This is a genomic window from Kribbella sandramycini (genome assembly GCF_013131805.1).
Classification (GTDB): domain Bacteria; phylum Actinomycetota; class Actinomycetes; order Propionibacteriales; family Kribbellaceae; genus Kribbella; species Kribbella sandramycini.
This window is the reverse complement of the sequence record NZ_JABJRC010000001.1, coordinates 1,542,245-1,561,682: the sequence shown is the minus strand read 5'-3', so window position 1 is coordinate 1,561,682 and position 19,438 is coordinate 1,542,245. Positions and strand designations below refer to the sequence as shown.

Genomic DNA, 19,438 nt, shown 5'->3' with positions numbered 1-19,438 from the left:
CAGGATTACTCGTCGATTGTCAGGCCGGGAGGACCCGCCCGCTGACCGCGCCGAGGTCGAGCGAGCCCGCCGCAGCGGTGATGACGACCTCGTCGCCGTCCTGCAGGAACGTGTAGTCCTGGCCGCCGACGGTGATCGGCTCGCGACCGGCCTTGGTCAGCTCGATCAGCGAGCCGAGCTGGTCGGGCTCCGTCCCGCTGACCGTGCCCGAGGCGTACAGATCGCCCGTGCGGATCGAGGCGCCGTTCACGGTCATGTGCGCGAGCATCTGGGCCGGCGACCAGTAGATGTCCCGGTACGGCGGTGTGCTCACCAGTTCGCCGTTGATGCGGACCTCGAAGGTGATGTCGTAGTTCACCAGGTCGCTACCGGCCAGGTAGGGCAGGACGGCCGGGGTCTGCGTCGGCAGCGGGACGGCGGCCGCCTCCAGCGCGTCGAGGGCGACCACCCACGGTGAGATCGAGGTTGCGAACGACTTGCCGAGGAACGGGCCGAGCGGCACGTACTCCCAGCCCTGGATGTCGCGCGCCGACCAGTCGTTGACCAGGACGACGCCGTACACGTGTTCGCGGAAGTCGTCGACCGAGACCGGCTTGCCGAGCGCGGACGGCGTCCCGACGACGTAACCGAGCTCGACCTCGATGTCGAGGCGCTGGCTCGGTCCGTACGTCGGCGCCAGGGCGTCCGGAGCCTTGCGCTGACCCGAGGGACGGGCGATATCGGTGCCGCTGGCAACGACTGTGCCGGCCCGGCCGTGGTAGCCGACCGGGAGGTGTTTCCAGTTCGGCAGCAGGGGTTCGGCGTCCGGGCGGAAGAGGCGGCCCAGGTTGGTCGCGTGCTGCTCGGAGGCGTAGAAGTCGACGTAGTCGGCGACCTCGAAGGGGAGCTGCATCGTGACAGCGCTCTGCGGGATCAGGTGCGCCTCGACGCCGCCGGTGCGGACCAGCTCGATCAGCCAGGCGCGGGTCGAGCTCCAGGCCGGCCGGCCGAGGGCGAGGAACGCGTTCAGCGTCGGGGCGGCGAACACGGCCGCGTGGTCGAGCCCGGCGGCCGTCGCGAGAGGGCTGAGGTCGATGACCTGGTCGCCCAGCGCCGCTCCGACGCGCGGGGCGTCGTCGTCGTGCTGGAAGACGCCCAGGGGGAGGTTGTCGGGGCCGAAGGTCACAGGTTCTCCATCAAGTTCAAGGCGGCCAGGTCGTGCCGCGGTTCGTCGATGCTGCAGGAGCCGAACGAGGTGAACCAGCGACGGGTGCCCTCCGCCTGCTGGTCGGTCAGTGCACGGGCGCGGTCGGCGAGCTGTGCGCCGTCCTGCAGGGTGAGCAGGTCGACCAGTTCGGAGTGGGCGGCGCCGTCCAGGGAGGCTCGGGTGGCGAGCAGGACGTTCAGGAAGCCGTGGTGCTCGAAGCCGGTCGCCGGGTCGGTGTGCCGGACGGCGTTGTGCAGGCCGGCTGTGCATTTGAACGGGACTTCGCGATCCAGGCAGGCCGTGATGAAGGCGGCGACCTGGTTGGGGGTCGGGAAGAGGTGTGCGTCGAGGCCGCCGGTACGGAGTTTGGCGGCGTACCCGGCCTCGGCGACCGCGTCGAGCGCCTGCTCCCAGGCGCCGTCCAGCCCGGTCTCGACGTACACGGCCTGGTCGTCGAGGCAGTCTTCGGCCGCGCGGACGACGCGCAGCGCGTTCCGCGCCAGGTCGCCCTCGTCGCGGAGCCGGACCTCGACCGCGGCCAGCTCGAGCGCGGGGGAGCGCTCGGCCCAGCGGACCGCGGGCTCGATCCCGCCGGCGCCGCCGGTGATCACCACTGCGACGCGCAGCGGAGCAGCGGTGGTCTCGGCGACCTTGGGCAGCTCCTCGTCGGTGCAGACGAAAGCGCCCACCAGCTCGGCGTACGGCGCACTGTGGTGGTCGTGATGCGCGGGGACGGCCGCGGTCAGCGGCAGGTCGCCGGGCGGGAACATCGCCGCATCGTCGACCAGGCGCCGGTACAGGGCAGAGACGGTTGACATGGCCCCGAGCCTAACGGATGCTTTCGGTAAGCGGACGGAAGCGTCCGGTTATCGTACAACGGGAGTGGAGCAGATGACGTTCTACCGGCAGGTCGGGCAGGTGCCGCCGAAGCGGCACACGCAGTTCCGGAACCCGGACGGCGCCTTGTACTACGAGGAGCTGATGGGCGAGGAGGGTTTCTCGTCGGACTCGTCGCTGCTCTACCACGCCGGCGTCCCGTCCGCGATCGTCGACTCCCAGATCTGGGAGCTGCCGGATCTCGCGACCGTTCCGAACCACCCGTTGACCCCGCGGCACCTCAAACTCCACAGCCTGTTCACCGATTCGTCCGAGCTGAACGTCGTGGAACATCGGCGGCTGGTGCTGGGGAACGGCGACGTCCGGATCTCGTACGTCGTGGCCGAGCAGGCGTCGCCGTACTACCGGAACGCCATCGGGGACGAGTGCGTGTACGTCGAGAAGGGCTCGGCGACCGTGGAGACGGTGTTCGGCGTGCTGACCGCCGTCGAGGGTGACTACGTGGTGATCCCACGGGCGACGACGCACCGCTGGCTACCCGGGCCGGACGGCGTCCACGCCTATTGCATCGAGGCCAACTCGCATATCGCGCCGCCGAAGCGGTACCTGTCCCGCTACGGGCAGTTCCTCGAGCACGCGCCGTACTGCGAGCGGGATCTGCACGGCCCGACCGAGGCCTTCGTGGTCGAGGGCGAGGACGTCGAGGTGCTGGTGAAGCACCGCGGGCACGGGCCGAGCGGGATCGTCGGCAGCCGGATGACCTACGCGACGCACCCGTTCGACGTGATCGGCTGGGACGGCTGTCTCTACCCGTACACGTTCAATGTCAGCGACTACGAGCCGATCACCGGCCGGATCCACCAGCCGCCGCCCGTGCACCAGGTCTTCGAGGGCTACAACTTCGTCATCTGCAACTTCGTGCCCCGCAAGGTCGACTACCACCCGCTGTCCGTCCCGGTGCCGTACTACCACTCGAACGTCGACTCCGACGAGGTGATGTTCTACTGCGGCGGCGACTACGAGGCGCGCAAGGGCTCCGGGATCGGCCTCGGCTCGATCTCCCTGCACCCCGGCGGCTACGCGCACGGCCCGCAGCCGTCCGCGATCGAGGCCTCTCTCGGCGCCGAACGCTTCGAGGAGCTCGCCGTCATGGTCGACACGTTCCGGCCGCTGGAGCTGGGTGAGGGCGGTTCGGCGGTGGATGACGGCGTCTACGCCTGGACGTGGGCAGGTCGTCGGCTCGGCTCCTGATCAGTCCCATTCCCAGCGCAGACCGACCAGACCAGGGGCGATGTCGCGGTCGACGACGTGGACGCCGTGTGTGGTCCCGACCCACACCTCGCGGAGCCCCTGGTCGGGTGCGTTCTCCCGGCGGCGGCTGTAGCGGAAGCAGCGGGCGGGCAGCGCCTCGGGCGCGAACTGCACCTGTAGCAAGTAGTCGCCGGTCTCCGCTGGGAACGCGCGGTGGTAGTGGTCCGCACAAGGCCCAGGTGTGAACCGCAGTTCGTACTCGATGACAGCGGTGTCGCCCAGGCCCAGTACGCGGTCGAAGATCAGCTCGGCGACCAGAAACTTCCCGGCCGCGTCGGTGCGGGCCCGCCCGATCCGGCAGTTGCGAACCGGGTGGATCGTCGGCAGACCGCCGTCGCCGTCGTCGTTGTGGTAGACGACGACGCTGCGCGAAACCTTGTCCGCGGTGGCCCGGACGACCGCCCGGGTGGTCAGCGTGGTGACGGTCCGGTCCGGGCCCAGCACGAACAGATCGTGCATGCTCACCCGCTGCAGGATGTTGTGCACCGGGGTGTCGATGTCCTCGAGCAGCCCTTCGAGACCGGAGGCGTCCGACCAGACCTCGGTCATCTCCATCGTGCCCGGCTGGTGATCCAGCCAGCGCCCGCGCGGACGCCGGGGCCCGAGCTGGGCGGTGAGCGCATCCGCGGGCAGACCGAGGATGCCTTCGAGTGAGCCGACGGCGAGGAGCGAAGCGGGGCGCTCCGGCCGGCTCCGGCCGCGGCGCCAGTAGGCCAGCGTGGTTTGGCTGATCATGATGCCCTGCTCCGCGAGCCGGGTCTGGATCTCGTCCAGCCGTAGACCACTGGCCTCGATCGCCAGGTGCAACGCGGCCGAGAACGGCCCGGTCCGGAGCACCTGGGCCAGTTCGCCGCCGATGATCGGCTTTGCCATAGGGGAGAGTATCCGCCCCCGGCCGCCTGTTGTTGATGCCTGACGCACAGAAAGGGACGGCCGGGGGGTACCGGCCGTCCCACCAGCTGCCTGTGGTCAGGAGACCGACAGCGTCACGTCGTCGACCACGAAACTGGTCTGGAGGTTCTGGTCCTCGACGCCGTTGAACTTCAGCGTGGCCGTCTGCCCCGCGAACTGCTTCACGTCGAACACCTTCTCGACGTATCCGCCGGCCTTGTTCAGGTTCGAGTACGTCGCGAGCGTCGTGCTACCCAGCGTCACGGTCAGCTTGTCGTACGCCACGTTCTCGGTTTCCGCGGTGTCGATGTGCAGCCAGAAGCGGAGCGTCACCGTCGCGCAGCCGGATGGGATGGTCACCGACTGGGACGCGTAGTCGGTGTGCGGCGCACCCTGGCCGCCGAGCCACGCGTACCGGCTGCCGCCGTGCGCGGCCTGCTGGGCCCAGGAGCCGATGACGTACGCGTTCGCGGACCACGGCGTACTGCCGTTCTCGAAGCCGGAGTTGCCGACCACCTGCGCTGCGGTGCAGCCGCCGGTGCCGCCGATCGTCCAGGTGAAGGTCGCCTGTCCGGTCTTACCGGCCGCGTCGGTGGCGGTCACCGTCACGTTGTAGCTGTTCTGCGTGGTCGGGGAGCCGGTGATCTTGCCGGTGGCCGAGTCGAGGGACAACCCGGCCGGCAGCCCGGAGGCGCTCCAGGTGTACGGCGACGTCCCGCCCGAGGCCTGTAGCTGGAGGTTCGCCGTACCGCCGACCGCCGTGGACTGGTTGCCCGGGTTCGTCACCGACGGGCCGGTAGGGGTGTCGCCGCCGATGAACGCCGTGTAGAGCAGGACGTTCGGCGAGCCGCTGTTGATGCCGGTCAGCTTGCCGGTGCTGCCGTTGTTGACGAGCGCGTCGCGGACCTGCTGCGGGGTGGCGCTCGGGTTCGAGCCCAGGTACAGGGCGGCCGCTCCGGCGACGTGCGGCGATGCCATCGACGTACCGGTCATCGTCGCCGTGCCGGTGTTGCTGCTGTACGACGCGGAGATGATGTTGGTGCCGGGCGCCCAGATGTCCAGGCAGGAGCCGTAGCTGGACGGGCCGGTGCCGGTGTAGCGGGCGTCCGAGATGGTGCTGTTGCCGACGGTGATGGCTGCCGGGACTCGCTGCGGGCTGTAGTAGCAGGCGTCGTCGTTGTTGTTACCCGCGGCCTGCACGAACTGGACACCGGAGGCGATGATCGCCTTGACCGCGTTGTCCAGCGCGTCGCTGGTGCACCGGCTGCGGCAGCCGACGCTGTAGTTGACCACGGCGGGCTTGACCGCGTTCGACTTGATCCAGTTCATCCCGGCGAGGATGTCGTCGTCCTGGCCGTTGCCCTGGCAGTCGAGGATCCGCACGGCGACGACGTTGGCCTTCTTGGCGACGCCGTACGTCGTACCGACGGCGGAGCCGGCGACGTGGGTGCCGTGGCCCTGGCAGTCGGCGGGGTTGCTGTCGCCGTCGACGTAGTCGATGCCCTGCTTCACCCGGCCGCTGAAGTCCTGGTGGTTCGCGTTGATACCGGTGTCGAGGACGTAGACCGTCGCACCCTGACCTGCGTTGGCCGGGTAGCTGAACGACTTGTTCAGCGGCAGGTCGCGCTGGTCGATCCGGTCGTCACCCCAGTTCGGCGGGTTGGGCTGGGTGTCGGCGACGGTCCGGGTCTGGACTTGCTGGACGTAGGCCACCGACGGGTCCGCCGCCAGCCGGCGGGCCTGGGCGGCGGTCATCTGCGCCGAGTAGCCGCCGAACACCTGGTCGTAGACGTATCCGACGGAACCGCCGAACTTGCCGCTCAGGCCGTCGGCGCGGGTCCGGAGGGCAGGCGCCCGGACCTTGCCCGCCGGTGCGTCCTTCAATGCGACGAGGTACTTGCCGGCCACTGCAGCCGGGCTGGCCGCGTCGCGGACGACGCCCTCGGCGGCCTGGGCGGTGGGCGCCGCCATGGCGACTAGACCGATCGTGACGAATGCTGCGCCGAACACATTCGCTGTTCGCTTCCTCATGCCTGGTTCTCCTCTGACGGGCGGGTCATGTGAGAGCAGGAGGCTATGGACGGCCGGTCGGCGGGCGACAGGTCTGTGAACACCTCCCGGCCAACTGCTGTTCCAATACTGTTTTTTGACCCCACCTCTTTTGCGGGGCGAACCGGCGGGATGGGATTCTTACCGGATGAGTGAGGACGGGTTCGTCGTCGGGGTGGACCGGCAGGCGGTGATGCGGCGGCGTGAGGTGGTCAGCACGGTGCTGCGGCGCGGCGCCTGGGCGACGCTGGTGATCGGCGCCATCGGCATCCTCGGCGCGGTCTACGTGCTGATCACGATGCGCTACTCCGGCCTCTGGCCGTTCGCCCTGCTGCTCATCCTCGCGATGCTGCCCCTCGTCATCAGCACCGTCCTCGCCCTCCGCCTGGACACCGAGCGGCAGCGCTGGTACGCCGCCTTCCCGCTGCAGGACGTCGCGATGCGGATGACCGACCGCGGCCTCGAGCTGGCCTGCGACGGCGCCGGCTACCCGGTCATGCTGCCCTGGGCCACCGTCCAGGGCTTCCAGCAGAAGAAGCTCTTCGGCCAGTACATGCTCGAGCTCTCCCTCGCCCCCGGCGTCGGCGCCACCACCGCCGGCGTCCGCGGCCTCGACCAGCCCGCCGTCCGCGCCGTCGTCAAACCCAGCCCCCTCCTGCACCCCATCGGCATGTTCCTGGTCAAAGCCCTCGACCAGCCCGTCCACGTCATCGACCAGGCCCTCAAGCACTACTCGAACGGCAACGCCGGCGTCCGCAACTAGCAGGGCAGCGCGCGGAATTTGTAGCCCTTGGCGGCCAGTTTGGTCATGGCCCGGTCGAGGGCGGTGACGGTTTGGAGGCGGTTGCCGCCGCCGTCGTGCATCAGGACGATGGCGCCCGGGTAGGCGCCGGCCAGGATGCGGTGCTCGATCTGGGCGGCGCCGGGTTTCTTCCAGTCGAAGGTGTCGACGTCCCAGAGGACCTGGCGCTGCTGGACGGCCTTGGCGGCGGCTTCGACGGCCGGGTTGGTGTCGCGGAAGGGCGGGCGGAAGCATTTGGAGGGCACGCCCGAGGTGATCTCCTGACGCATCTTCGCGGCGGGCAGCCGGGTCAGCATCGGGTGGTCCCAGGTGTGGTTGCCGACATGGTGGCCGGCGGCGCGGGTCTGCTCGACCAGGTCGGGGCGTTTGGCGGCCTCGGCCCCGAGGACGAAGAAGGTCGCCTGGGCGTGGTGTTTGCGCAGGATCTTCAGGACCTTCGGCGTCCAGCCTGGGTGCGGGCCGTCGTCGAAGGTCAGGTAGAGCACCTTGCCGTTGTCGGTCAGGTTCCAGTCGTCGGCCGGTTTCGCGGCCGGCTTGCCCTGGCGTTTCGTCCCGGACGTCGTCGGCGGCGCCGCGATCGGCGCCTTGCTGAGCGGGCCGTGCGCGACCGTGCGGACGGCGGGCGACGACGTGCTGAGGTCGGAGTCGGAAGGCTGGGCGGCCTGAGCGAGAACGGCACCGCAGAGGAGGGCGGCGACCAACGGCACTAGCTTGCCGGGCGGCTTGGTCATGGACGGCATCCTCTCGCGCAGCGGGGTCCGGGTGCACATCGGCTACCGGGCGTGTCGCACGTAAGGTGGCGAGGGCCAGACCCAACGACGCGTGAGGCAGCTGAATGAACGACAACGGGCGGACGACGATGAGCAGGCGGACGGCGATCGGCGGTGCGGCGGCGCTGGCCGCGGCGGGGTTCAGCGCGGCCCCGGCGCATGCGGGCGGCGGGCACGGGCACGGCAAGACCGTGCGGCTGAGCGTGCTTGGCACGACCGACCTGCACGGCAACGTCTTCAACTGGGACTACTTCAAGAACGCCGAGTACGACGACGCCGCGCACAACGACATCGGCCTGGCGAAGATCTCCACCCTCGTCACCGCGTTCCGCGAGCGGGTCGCCAAGGACCGGCACGCGCCGCGGCCGCTGCTGGTCGACGCGGGTGACACCATCCAGGGCACGCCGCTGGCCTACTACTTCGCGAAGATCGAGCCCATCACCGGCGGTCACACGCATCCGATGGCCGCCGCGATGAACAAGATCGGGTACGACGCCGCCGCGCTCGGCAACCACGAGTTCAACTACGGCCTGGACATCCTGCGCCGGTTCCAGCGGCAGCTGAAGTTCCCGCTGCTCGGCGCCAACGCCCAGGACTGGACGACGGGGCTGCCGGTCTTCCCGCCGTACGTGCTGAAGCGGGTGCACGTGCCCGGCCGGGCGCCGATCACGGTCGGCATCCTCGGTCTGACCAACCCGGGGATCGCGATCTGGGACAAGGCGACGGTCGAGAACAAGATCAAGTTCGGCGGCATCGTCGAGCTGGCCAAGCTCTGGGTGCCGCGGGTCCGCAAGGCGGGCGCGGACGTCGTGATCGTCTCCGCACACTCGGGGATGGACCTGTCGTCGTCGTACGGCGACACGCTGCCGGTGCCCGAGAACGCGTCCGTCCTGATGGCCGAGACCGTGCCCGGGATCGACGCCGTCCTGGTCGGGCACGCGCACCAGGAGATCCCGGAGCGGATCGTGACGAACAAGGTGACCGGTGAGCAGGTGCTGCTGACCGAGCCGCTCAAGTGGGGGATGCGGCTGTCGGTGATCGACCTGGATCTCAAGCACTCGCGTGGGCGCTGGAAGGTGGTCGGCCGGCACAGCCAGGTGCTGAACGCGAACACCGTCGCGGCCGACCCGAAGGTCGTGCAGGTGCTGCAGAAGGACCACGACACCGTCGTCGGCTACGTGAACTCGAAGATCGGGACGTGCAAGGAGGCGATGTCCGCGGCGACCGCGCCGTGGGAGGACACCGCCGCGCTCGATTTCATCAACTTCGTCCAGGGCGACGCGGTCGCGAAGGCGCTCGCCGGGACGCCGCAGGCGGAGCTGCCGGTGCTGTCGATCGCGGCGCCGTTCAACCGGGCGGCGGCGATCCCGGCCGGGGACGTGTCGGTCCGCGACGTGGCCGGGCTGTACATCTTCGACAACACGCTGGTCGCGGTGACGATGACGGGTGCGCAGGTCAAGGCGTACCTGGAGTTTTCCGCGCAGTACTTCAAGGCGGTCAGCGGGACGGGACCGTTCCCGTCGTCCGCGGTCACCAACGCGCCGACGCCGACCGCGCCGAACGGGACGCCGGACTACAACTACGACGTGATGGGCGGGCTGACCAAGCCGCTGACGTACCAGATCGATCTGGCCAAGCCGGTCGGGGCGCGGATCGTGGAGCTGGCGCACGGCGGGGTCGCGGTGGCCGACGACCAGCAGTTCGTCCTTGCCGTGAACAACTATCGGCAGTCGGGCGGCGGCAACTTCCCGCACGTGTCGAAGGCGCCGGTCGTCTACAACCGGCAGGTCGAGATCCGGCAGTTGATGATCGACTACGTGACGGCGACCGGTGAGGTCGACCCGGCCGCGTTCCACACCGGCGACTGGGCGCTGGTCTCCGGTGGTGCCCCGATCGTCGTGAATCCTTGAGGTAAGAAGCCGTCCGCCCCGGACATGTACGGGGTATGACGCACTTGCTGACGAGGGCCCGGGTGGGGCCGGGGGAGGCCGACCGAGTGATCGAGCCTCCCGCCGGCCCGCGCCTGGCCCGTTTCGAGGACCTCTTCACCTGCCACCACGACGACGTACTGCGGTACTTCGTCCGGCGGCTCGACATCCGCGCGGATGCGGCCGACCTGGTGGCCGAGACGTTCCTGATCGCCTGGCGCCGGCTGGACGAGGTCCCCGCCGGCCAGATCCTCCCGTGGCTGTACGGCGTCGCGCGCCGCGTCCTCAGCAACCACCGGCGCGGCGAAACCCGCCGGCACGGCCTGGCCGACCGCCTCCGCGACGACCTGCGCACCACCCCGGTCGCCGCCGAGCCCGCCGCCGTCGAGACCCAGCACGCCGCCGACGTCTTCCGCCAGCTCTCCGACCCCGACCGCGAACTCCTCGCCCTGGTCGCCTGGGAAGGCCTCGACACCACCCAACTCGCAGCCACCCTCGGCTGCTCCCGCAACGCGGCCATGGTCCGCCTCCACCGAGCCCGCCGCCGCCTCGACCACCTCCTGACCCAAACCCCCCGAGGAGCCCACTCATGACCACCTCCCTGGACCTCCTCCAAACCCTCGACCCCACCCGCGCCGACGACCCCGCGGCGTCCGTCCGCCCGGAAACCCGCCGGGAGTTGTTGCGGGCGATCGCGGCCACCCCACTCCCTGAAGTACGAGAGATGAGTGATGGTGTGGTGGTGCCGTTGCGGCGGCGGGCTGTGGTGCGGCGGTTGGTGCCTGCTTTGGTTGCGGCTGCTGTTGTGGCGGCGGTTTCGGTGAGCTTGGTGCGGGTGCCGGAGGGGAATGATCGGCCGGCGGCTTTGGGGCCGGCGTTGGCGTTTGCTACGGAGGGGCCGGTGATCAAGGTGCGGGTGCTTGATCCGGAGGCTGATGCGGCGCGGTACAACGCGGAGTTGAAGGCGCAGGGGTTGAACGTGACGTTGCGGTTGTCGCCGGTGTCGCCGTCGGTTGTGGGCGAGGCGATCGCGGCATCGATCGAGCCGGGGCCCCGGGAGGACGAGATCGGGTTCGGGAAGTACCCGGCCGGCTGCCAGGGGACGGCGTGCTCGCCGGAGTTCTCGATTCCGGTCGGCTACAGCGGTAAGGCCGACCTGTACATCGGCCGCGCCGCCAAGCCGGGGGAGGGTTACTCCGGCGCGGGTGAGGCGGACGGTCCGGGTGAGGCGCTCGAAGGCGTCGAGTTCGAGAACCAGACCGTCGCCTACGTGCTGCGCAAACTCGGCGAGCGCGGGATGACCGCGGAGTACCGGGTCGGCGAGCAGTCCGAGGCGAAGGACACCGTCCCCGACAACTGGCGGGTCGAGGACGTCGCCCTGCTCTCGGCCAAGCGCGCAGTCCTGTTCGTGAAGCCCTAGCCGTAGGCGAGTTGGGAGTTCCGCTTGCCGACCAGGAACCAGAGCAGGCTCCCGATGAACGGCGCGCAGATGATGAAGATGATCCAGACCAGCTTCATCCCCGCGCTCGCCGCGGAGAACAAGGCGCTGAAGAAGGCGCCGACGACGAGGAGCACGTAGGCGACGAGGGCGGCGATCAGTACGGCGCCGCCCACGAAGCCCCAGGTCTGGTCGGTGGTGCTTGCCACGAGAGTGATCATGGGACCAGCCTGGCGCGGCCCGGCCCGCCAGGCATCGGCCGACCAGGCCAATCTGCGCTAGTACGAAAGTGTTAGCCCCCGGGCCGTCGGTCGGTAGGGCTACGGTGGGGACATGCGGTTGGCCTGGTGGGACGGGAAGCGGCGGACGCTCGTCTTCGACGTCCTGTTCGCCGGGCTCGTCGCGAGCGGGCTCGTCCTCGAAATCGCGAACAACCGCGAGCTGCGCTGGTACACGTTCGCGCTCGTGGCCGTCCCGTTCACCGCGATGATCGTGCGCCGGCGCTTCCCGCTGCTGTTCATGGCGAGTACGCCGATCGCCCAGTGGTGGCCCAGCGTCCAGGTGACGATCGCGGCGTACACCGTTGCCAGCCGCAAGGGTCTGCACTGGCAGACCGCGGTCTCGTTCCTCTACGGCAGCGCGGTGATCGTCGTCTGGCCGGGCAAGCAGGAGACGACGGTCGGCTCCAGCGTCGGGTACGTCGTCTTCTTCGTGCTCGTCCCGACGCTGCTCGGGCTCTGGGTCTACCAGCGCCGCGCGCTCCTCGTCGCGCTCCGGGACCGCGCCGAACAGGCCGAACGCGAGCGGGATCTGCGCGCCGAGCGGGTCGTCGTCGCCGAGCGCCGCCGGATCGCCCGCGAGATGCACGACGTCGTGGCGCACCGGGTCAGCGCGATCGCCCTGCAGTCCGGCGCGCTGACGATGACCGCGCCCGACAAACAGACCGAAGAAGTCGCGGAGGTGATCCGCAAGACCAGCACGGCGGCGCTCACCGAGCTCCGCGACATCCTCCAGGTCCTGCGGGACGACCTGCCCGGTGAGCCGGGCCATGTCGCCCCCGCCCTGGATGCCGTCCCGGTCCTCGTCGCGGACGCCGTCGGCACCGGGCTCAAGGTCGATTTGCAGCTGCCCGACCCGATCCCCGACGTCGACCCGGCGGCTGGGCGCGCGGCGTACCGGGTCGTGCAGGAGGCCCTGACGAACGCGACCAAACACGCGCCCGGAGTGGTGGTGACGGTCCGGATCACCGCCGACGAGCAGGAGCTCGTCGTCGAGGTGACCAACCCGCGGGGCGTGCTGCACGCGGAGGTGCCCGGCTCGGGCTACGGCCTGATGGGTATGCGGGAGCGCGTCAGCCTGGCCGGCGGCACGCTGCAGACCGGCTGGAGCGACGACGGGGTGTTCAGAGTCCGCGCGGTACTCCCGACGAAGGCGACGGAATGATCAAGGTACTTCTGCTCGACGACGAGGGTCTCGTCCGGAACGGCATCCGCCTGATCCTGCAGGCCGGCGGCAGCGCCGAAGTGGTTGCCGAGGACACCAATGGCGCGCAGGTCGTCGAGCTGGTCGAGAAGTACCGCCCGGACGTCGTCCTGACCGATATCCAGATGCCCGGGGTGAACGGGATCGAGGTGACCCGCCGGGTGGTCGCGTTACCCGACGCGCCGCCGGTCGTCGTCCTGACCACCTTCGACCTGGACGAGTACGTCTACGAGGCCTTGCAGGCCGGGGCGACCGGCTTCCTGCTGAAGGACATCGCGCCGCGGGCCCTCGTCGAGGCGGTCGAGCAGGCCGCCCGCGGCGACGCGATGCTGTCCCCGCGGATCACCAAACGGCTGATCAGCGCCTACACCGCGCATCCCGCGCCCGGCCCGGCCGCCTCCGGCGACGACCCGTTGCACGTGCTCACCCCGCGCGAGCGCGAGGTCGCGATCCAGGTTGCCGAGGGGCTCAGCAACAGCGAGGTCGCCGCCGAGCTCGGGCTCAGCGAGTCCACGGTCAAGGTGCACATCACCCACATCATGGCCAAACTCGCGCTGCCCAACCGGACCAAGCTGGCCCTGCTGGTGCACGATCTCGGCCTCGCCTAAGACCTTGGGATGACGCTCGGTCCCGCCCGTGGTCCGATGTCCGGGAGTCGCAAGGCCCTTAGTTTCAAGGCATGCTGAAAAGATCCGTCGCCGTAACCGTTGCTCTGGCCAGCTTGACTGCCGGCCTCACCACACCCGCGCACGCCGCGCCGACGCCGGGCGCGGCCGGGATCGGCGACCGGGTCTGGCCGGAGCTGGGCAACGGCGGGTACGACGTCCTCGACCAGCGCCTCGACCTGCGGTTCCCGAGAGGTCTCGCCTCCTACACCGGCACCAGCACGCTGACCGCCCGCGCCACACAGACCCTGAGCAGCTTCGACCTCGATCTGCTCGGCCCGACGGTGACCGGCGTCCAGGTGAACGGCGTCCGCGCCGCCTGGAAGACCACCCCACAAGGCGAGCTGGTCGTCACCCCGGCCGAGCCGCTCCGCAAACAGCTCCGGTTCACCGTCCGCGTCGACGTCCGCAACAAGTTGCCCGAGGCCTCGGTGAACGACCCGTTCCCACCCGGCCTGCAGCGGTACAAGGGCTGGATCCAGACGGCGAGCCAGCCGTCCGGCGCCCGCCGGATCCTTGCCGTCGCCGACCACCCGGCCCAGAAGGCCCCGGCCACCTTTTCCGTCACCGCGCCGTCCGAGCTGAACTCGATTGCCAACGGCAAGCTCCTGAGCGTCCGCAAGTCCGGCGCCTCGACCACCCGCGTGTTCCGGGAGACCCAGAAGATCGCGCCCGAGCTGATGCAGTTCGGGGTCGGCCCGTTCACCGTCGTCCACAGCACCGGTCCGCACGGTCTCCCACTCCGGTACGCCGTACCGACCGCGCAGCTCGCCGACATCAAGCCGCAGTTGAGCTCGTTCGATCGGTCGGTGCGGTTCCTCGAGCAGCGCCTCGGCCGGTATCCGGGCTCGATGGCCGGCTCGTACGTCTCGGCGCTCGGCGGCGAGCTGGAGACGCAGGGCCTGACCCTGATGGCCGCCGACTCGATGACCAAGGAGGGTTTCGAGAACAACGGCACCGAGGCGGTCGTCCTGCACGAAGTGGCCCACGAATGGTTCGGCAACTCGGTCTCGCCGCGCGACTGGTCCGACCTGTGGCTGAACGAGGGCCACGCGGTGTACTACGAGCGCGTCTTCGCCGCCCAGAAGTGGGGGACCGACCTGGCCAAGAGTCTGCGGGGCACCTACGAGGAGGTCGGGAACGACCTGCTCAAGAACGGCCCGGTCGCCGAACCGGACCCGAAGACGTGGACCGGGCGGGAGGCTGATCTGCGCCCGTACAGCTCCGGCGCCTACCAGGGCGGCGCGCTCGCGCTCTACGCGCTGCGGCAGACGGTCGGACCGAAGACCTTCGAGGCGATCGAGCGCGCCTGGGTCCGCAAGTACGCCAACTCGGCAGCCACGACCGAGGACTACATCAAGCTCGCCTCGACGGTCGCCGGCCGCGATCTCGGCCCGCTGCTGCGCTCGTGGCTTTACGGCACCACGTTCCCCGCGATGCCGGGACATCCGGACTGGAAGGTGGGCCCGAAGTCTTGACGAAGAAAAAGGCTAAGTGATTTAGTCACTTTGTGACTTACTCAGCATCCGAGGCGCCACCCAGCCTGTCCGACCGGTTGACCGAGTCGATTCTCGGCATCATCCGGGACGGCGGGCTGCGGCCCGGCGACGCCATCCCGTCGGCGCGGGAGCTCGCGAAACGGTTCGCGATCACCACGCCGACGGTCCGCGAGGCGCTGCGGAAGCTGGAGGCCACCGGCGCGGTCGAGTTCCGGCACGGTTCCGGGACGTACGTCGGCCCGACGATCAACAACGTGGTGCTGGCAAACCCGCACCGGCCGCCGATCACCAAGGAGTCGGTGCTGCAACTGATCAGCGCCCGGCTCGTGCTCGAACCGGCGATCGCCGCGCAGTCCGCGGTCGCCCGGCAGCCGGAGAATCTCGAACGTCTCGAGGCCGCCGTCACGAACGCGCTCGTCCCGCCGGGCGGGCCGTCGTTCGCGCTGAACTTCCACGTCGAGCTCGCCGCCGCCTCCGGCAATCCCCTGCTGTCGGAGGTGCTGGCGTCCCTGCTCAAGGTGCGGGTGCGTGAACAGCAACAGATTCGGGCGCTGTACGACAACCGGACGCGCGATCACCAGGAGCACCAGGCGATCGTCGAAGCCGTCCGCGACCAGGACGCCGAGCGGGCCGAGCGCCTGACCCGTGAGCACCTGGACAACATCCGCCGTGCGGTCGAGGCCGGTGAGTTCGCATGAGGCTCGCCGAGATGACCACCGACCAGGCCGCCGCAGCAGTTCGGACGGCGCCGCTCGTCATCATCCCCGTCGGCGCCCAGGAGCAACACGGCGGCGGCATGGCGATGTCGACCGACACCGTCCGCGCGATCGGCGTCGCGGACCGGGTGGCCGAGCGGCTGGCCGGACGCGCGGTCGTCGCACCGGCCGTCCCGTACGGCGTCTCCCCGCACCACCTGGCCTTCGCCGGCACCATGTCGTTGGCTCCGGCAACCTTCATGCAGGTGCTGCGGGACCTGATCGCCAGCCTGCGCGCGCACGGCTGGAAGCAGTTCCTGATCGTCACCGGGCACGGCGGCAACAACGCCGCCCTGTCCGTGCTCGCCCAGGAGTACCTCCGCGAAGACCTGACCTTCACGTGGACTCCGCTGACCGAGATCGTCGCCGACCTGATCTCCGGGGTGAGCGAGGTGCACGGTCACGCCGGTGAGGCGGAGACCGCGCAGATGCTGTACCTGGCGCCCGAGCTGGTCCAGGCCGACCGCCTGGAACCGGGCGCCACCACCCTCGACGAACTGTCCGTCCCGGCCCGGCTGGCCCGTCGCGGTCGGGGGCCGCGGCTGTCCGTCGGATTCGACGAGTACCACAAGCGCGGCGTACTGGGTGACCCCCGGACCGCCACCGCCGAGGACGGCCGTCTCCTCATCGAGACCGCCGCCGACCGAATCGCCGCCTTCGCCGACGAGCTGCTCTCGGCCTGACTGTCCCATCCCCTGACTGGACGCGCCTGCGGCGTCTCCAGGCGCGAGCCTGCCCGCTCGCACCCCTGCCCGAGGAGGCACCCCGATGACTGACGCACGCCCGAAGAACCGCGGTACCGAGTGGCGGCGGCGCGGCGCCGCACTGGTGGTGGCAGCCGGCCTGGTGACCGCTGCCACCACGTTGCCCACGGCAACTGCCGCGACGGCCGCCCGGAGCGCGGGCTGCGGCCAGGCCGCGGCGACCGGTGACTACACCGTCCAGAGCGGCGGCCTGACCCGGACGTACCGGCTGCACGTGCCGGACAACTACAAGCCGACCAGGGCCTACCCGCTGATCCTCGTCTTCCACGGCCGCGGCAAGACCGGCGCGCAGACCGAGGCCTTCTCGGATCTCTCCAAGCTCGACGCGGTCGTTGCCTACCCCAACGGCGTCATCGGTGACGAGAACAAGCAGGCCTGGCAGGGCGCGCCGTACTCGGCCGACGGCGTGGACGACGTGAAGTTCACCGCCGACCTGCTCGACCAGCTGGAGAGCAAGTACTGTGTCGACACCCGGACGGTCTACGCGACCGGCAAGTCGAACGGCGCCGGCTTCACCGGCATCCTGGCCTGCAAGCTGGCCGACCGGATCGCCGCGATCGCCCCGGTCGCGGGTGCCTTCTACATCGAGGGCGGCCGCTGCGCGCCGAGCCGGCCGGTGCCCGTGCTCGCCATCCACGGCACCGGCGACACCACGATCCCGTACGGCGGTGACGGTCAGCGCGACCTGCCCGACGTCCAGACCTGGGTCCGGGACTGGGCGGTCCGCGATCACTGCGATCAGGACCCGCGCGTGTCCCAGCAGGGTGACGATGTCCTCAAGTTCACCTACCGGGGCTGCGACGCGGACGTCGTCCATGTCGCCGTCACCGATGGTGGACACAGCTGGCCCGGATCGGACGCCGCGTCCGGTCCCGGCTACGTGTCCCAGACCTTCGAGGCCCACGAACTGATCGGCAACTTCTTCAAGGCGCACAAACTATGACGACGACGACCGACACGAAGGAGCTGCCGCGCCTGGTCCGGGCGATGGCGGTCATCGAGCGGGTCGGCAACGCGTTGCCGCATCCGTTCTGGTTGTTCTGGATCCTGAGCGGGATCCTCGCGGTGGTGAGCGCGATCCTGGCCGCGCTGGACGTGTCGGTCGTCTCGCCGAAGGACGGCAAGACGGTCGCGGTGCAGAACCTGCTCTCCGGGGACGGCCTGCAGATGGCCGTCTCCACCGCGATCTCGAATTTCGCCGAGTTCCCGCCGATGGCGACCATCGTGGTCGTGATCATGGGCGTCGCGCTGGCCGAGCGGACCGGGTTCCTGCAGTCGCTGATGAAGGTCAGCGTCTCCCGGGTGCCGCAGTCGATGGTGGTCTTCGCGGTCGCGTTCGCCGGCACCATGGCGCATGTCGCGTCCGCGGCGGCATACATCATCCTGGTCCCGCTCGGCGGGCTCGCGTTCCGCGCGGTCGGCCGGTCGCCGATCCTCGGCATCGTGGTCGCCTACACCGCGATCGCCTCCGGGTACGACGCCAGCCCGATCCCGACCCCGAACGACGCGATCTTCGCCGGGATCACCGAGGCGGCGGCCAAGACCGTCGACCCGAACGCCTCGATCTCGCCGCTGTCGAACTGGTTCTTCAACATCGCCTCGTCGGTGCTGCTGGCGCTCGTCATCACGCTGGTTGTCCGGCTGGTGCTGAGCAAACGCGACGACCTGGACGCCGATCCGGACGCGCCCGGCGAGGACCCGGACGCGCTCACACTGTCGGCCCGGGAGCGCACCGGCCTGATCCGCGCCGGCGTCGTCTTCGGCGTCACCGCGCTGGCGATCGTCGCCGTCCTGATCCCGCACAACTCACCGCTGCGCGGGGAGAACGGCAGTATCGTCGAGTCGCCGTTCCTGGACGGGATCGCGATGGTCGTCGCCGTCCTGTTCGGGCTGGTCGGCATCACCTACGGCGTTACCGTGAAGGCGATCGAGCGCGGCGGCGACGTGCCGAAGCTGATGGCCGAGGGCATCAAGCAGATGGCGCCGGTGCTGGTGCTGTTCTTCGCGATCGCGCAGTTCCTGGCGTACTTCTCCTGGAGCAAGATCGGCGAGTTGCTGTCGGCCGAGTCCGCGCGGCTGCTCGGCGATCTCGGCGCGCCGACGATCGTCATCTTCCTCGGCATCCTGGTGCTGCTGACGATCATCAACGTGATCGTCACCAGCGGCTCGGCGATGTGGTCGCTGACCGCGCCGATCCTGGTGCCGATGATGCTGCTGCTCGACGTCCCGGCCGAGACCACGCAGGCGCTGTTCCGGATCGCCGACTCGGGGTCGACGGCGATCACGCCGATGAGCCCGTACTTCGTGATGGCGCTCGGGTTCCTGCAGCGCTACCGCAAGGACGCCGGCGTCGGCACGCTGGCGTCCTACACGGTGCCGTTGGCGATCGCGATGACGCTCGCCTGGACGTTGCTCTTCCTGGCCTGGTGGGCGCTCGGTATCCCGCTCGGCCCGGGCGCGCCGGTCAGGTGAGCCCGACCCCGGCGGCGCGGAGCTCGACGAGCGTCTCCTCCGTGCTGCCGGGGGCCACCCCGGCGGTCAGCCCGGTCAGCACCGTCGTCCCGAAACCCTCGCGGTGGGCGTCCAGCGCGGTCGCGCGGACGCAGTAGTCGGTCGCGATCCCGCAGACGTCGACCTCCGTGACGCCCTTGTCCCGCAGCCATTCGGCAAGTCCGCGCCCGCCCTCGTGCGACTTGCCTTCGAAACCCGAGTACGCCGCGGCGTACTCGCCCTTGTCGAAGATGGCGTCGAACGGCTGTGGGTCGAGGTTCGGATGGAAGCTGACGCCGTCCGTCCCGGCCACGCAGTGCCGCGGCCAGGAGTTCACGTAGTCGGGCTCGTCGGAGAAGTGGTCACCCGGGTCGATGTGGTGGTCCCGGGTGGCCACGACGTACTGGTACTGCCGCTCCTCGGGCTCGGCCTCGTGCCAGCGGTGCACCAGCTCGCCGATCCGGAACGCCACCTCGGCGCCGCCGCTGACCGCCAGACTCCCGCCTTCGCAGAAATCGTTCTGCACATCCACCACGATCAGTGCCTTACTCATCCACGTCCTCGCTTCGCT

Annotated in this window: 19 protein-coding genes; 12 read left to right on the top strand and 7 right to left on the bottom strand. The window is 69.8% G+C overall.

Annotation, left to right across the window (positions count from 1 at the left end):
- Positions 1–19 precede the first annotated feature (19 nt).
- Both fahA and HPO96_RS38010 read right to left on the bottom strand, forming a co-directional pair.
- Positions 20–1,165 carry a fumarylacetoacetase gene (gene fahA / locus HPO96_RS06960; protein ID WP_337796528.1) on the bottom strand — a complete coding sequence of 382 codons (1,146 nt, stop codon included), beginning with the start codon at positions 1,163–1,165 and terminating at the stop codon, positions 20–22.
- Positions 1,162–2,004 carry a hypothetical protein gene (locus tag HPO96_RS38010; protein WP_238354708.1) on the bottom strand — a complete coding sequence of 281 codons (843 nt, stop codon included), beginning with the start codon at positions 2,002–2,004 and terminating at the stop codon, positions 1,162–1,164. The genes fahA and HPO96_RS38010 overlap by 4 nt, the downstream gene beginning before the upstream one ends.
- A 73-nt stretch (positions 2,005–2,077) precedes the next feature.
- Here HPO96_RS38010 and HPO96_RS06955 point away from each other — a divergent pair, with 73 nt between their 5' ends.
- A complete protein-coding gene (locus tag HPO96_RS06955) occupies positions 2,078–3,274 on the top strand; it encodes a homogentisate 1,2-dioxygenase (RefSeq protein WP_171671971.1) in 1,197 nt (398 codons plus the stop codon).
- Here the strand turns inward: HPO96_RS06955 and HPO96_RS06950 are convergent, their stop codons facing one another.
- Positions 3,275–4,207 (bottom strand): hypothetical protein, encoded by a 933-nt coding sequence (locus HPO96_RS06950; RefSeq protein WP_171671970.1) that lies wholly within the window; start codon positions 4,205–4,207, stop codon positions 3,275–3,277.
- A 96-nt stretch (positions 4,208–4,303) separates the two neighbouring features.
- The gene (locus HPO96_RS06945; protein ID WP_171671968.1) at positions 4,304–6,256 is read right to left on the bottom strand and encodes a S8 family peptidase; all 1,953 of its coding nucleotides are present in this window, start codon (positions 6,254–6,256) and stop codon (positions 4,304–4,306) included.
- Between the two features lie 166 nt (positions 6,257–6,422).
- Between HPO96_RS06945 and HPO96_RS06940 the strand changes: the two genes are divergently transcribed.
- Complete coding sequence (locus HPO96_RS06940) at positions 6,423–7,037, top strand: hypothetical protein (protein WP_171671966.1); 615 nt, start codon at positions 6,423–6,425, stop codon at positions 7,035–7,037.
- On the opposite strand, the gene HPO96_RS06935 is transcribed toward HPO96_RS06940, so the two are convergent.
- Positions 7,034–7,807, bottom strand: coding sequence for a polysaccharide deacetylase family protein (locus HPO96_RS06935; protein ID WP_202885521.1), 774 nt, complete (start codon positions 7,805–7,807; stop codon positions 7,034–7,036). The two genes, HPO96_RS06940 and HPO96_RS06935, sit on opposite strands and share 4 nt — an antisense overlap.
- Before the next feature lie 104 nt (positions 7,808–7,911).
- Between HPO96_RS06935 and HPO96_RS06930 the strand changes: the two genes are divergently transcribed.
- From HPO96_RS06930 to HPO96_RS06920, 3 genes are all read left to right on the top strand, one after another.
- On the top strand, positions 7,912–9,756 hold the full coding sequence (locus HPO96_RS06930) for a bifunctional metallophosphatase/5'-nucleotidase (RefSeq protein ID WP_171671964.1): 1,845 nt from the start codon (positions 7,912–7,914) through the stop codon (positions 9,754–9,756).
- A gap of 86 nt (positions 9,757–9,842) precedes the next feature.
- The gene (locus tag HPO96_RS06925) at positions 9,843–10,367 is read left to right on the top strand and encodes an RNA polymerase sigma factor (RefSeq protein ID WP_337796527.1); all 525 of its coding nucleotides are present in this window, start codon (positions 9,843–9,845) and stop codon (positions 10,365–10,367) included.
- On the top strand, positions 10,364–11,194 hold the full coding sequence (locus HPO96_RS06920) for a hypothetical protein (protein ID WP_171671962.1): 831 nt from the start codon (positions 10,364–10,366) through the stop codon (positions 11,192–11,194). Before HPO96_RS06925 ends, HPO96_RS06920 begins: the two co-directional genes overlap by 4 nt.
- On the opposite strand, the gene HPO96_RS06915 is transcribed toward HPO96_RS06920, so the two are convergent.
- Positions 11,191–11,433 carry a PLD nuclease N-terminal domain-containing protein gene (locus HPO96_RS06915; protein ID WP_171671960.1) on the bottom strand — a complete coding sequence of 81 codons (243 nt, stop codon included), beginning with the start codon at positions 11,431–11,433 and terminating at the stop codon, positions 11,191–11,193. The two genes, HPO96_RS06920 and HPO96_RS06915, sit on opposite strands and share 4 nt — an antisense overlap.
- A 112-nt stretch (positions 11,434–11,545) precedes the next feature.
- Here HPO96_RS06915 and HPO96_RS06910 point away from each other — a divergent pair, with 112 nt between their 5' ends.
- The 7 genes from HPO96_RS06910 to HPO96_RS06880 all read left to right on the top strand — a co-directional run bounded on the left by HPO96_RS06910 (position 11,546) and on the right by HPO96_RS06880 (position 18,849).
- The gene (locus HPO96_RS06910; protein ID WP_171671959.1) at positions 11,546–12,655 is read left to right on the top strand and encodes a sensor histidine kinase; all 1,110 of its coding nucleotides are present in this window, start codon (positions 11,546–11,548) and stop codon (positions 12,653–12,655) included.
- Positions 12,652–13,302, top strand: coding sequence for a response regulator (locus tag HPO96_RS06905; protein ID WP_171671957.1), 651 nt, complete (start codon positions 12,652–12,654; stop codon positions 13,300–13,302). Before HPO96_RS06910 ends, HPO96_RS06905 begins: the two co-directional genes overlap by 4 nt.
- 71 nt (positions 13,303–13,373) lie before the next feature.
- A complete protein-coding gene (locus tag HPO96_RS06900) occupies positions 13,374–14,837 on the top strand; it encodes a M1 family metallopeptidase (RefSeq protein ID WP_171671955.1) in 1,464 nt (487 codons plus the stop codon).
- A gap of 32 nt (positions 14,838–14,869) precedes the next feature.
- Positions 14,870–15,556 (top strand): FadR/GntR family transcriptional regulator, encoded by a 687-nt coding sequence (locus HPO96_RS06895; protein WP_337796526.1) that lies wholly within the window; start codon positions 14,870–14,872, stop codon positions 15,554–15,556.
- Positions 15,553–16,296, top strand: coding sequence for a creatininase family protein (locus HPO96_RS06890; RefSeq protein WP_171671954.1), 744 nt, complete (start codon positions 15,553–15,555; stop codon positions 16,294–16,296). Before HPO96_RS06895 ends, HPO96_RS06890 begins: the two co-directional genes overlap by 4 nt.
- An 85-nt stretch (positions 16,297–16,381) precedes the next feature.
- Positions 16,382–17,320, top strand: coding sequence for a CE1 family esterase (locus tag HPO96_RS06885; protein ID WP_171671952.1), 939 nt, complete (start codon positions 16,382–16,384; stop codon positions 17,318–17,320).
- Positions 17,317–18,849, top strand: a complete 1,533-nt coding sequence (locus HPO96_RS06880) for an AbgT family transporter (protein WP_171671950.1) — start codon at positions 17,317–17,319, stop codon at positions 18,847–18,849. The genes HPO96_RS06885 and HPO96_RS06880 overlap by 4 nt, the downstream gene beginning before the upstream one ends.
- On the opposite strand, the gene HPO96_RS06875 is transcribed toward HPO96_RS06880, so the two are convergent.
- Complete coding sequence (locus HPO96_RS06875) at positions 18,842–19,420, bottom strand: nicotinamidase (RefSeq protein WP_171671949.1); 579 nt, start codon at positions 19,418–19,420, stop codon at positions 18,842–18,844. The genes HPO96_RS06880 and HPO96_RS06875 overlap by 8 nt on opposite strands.
- Positions 19,421–19,438 lie beyond the last annotated feature (18 nt).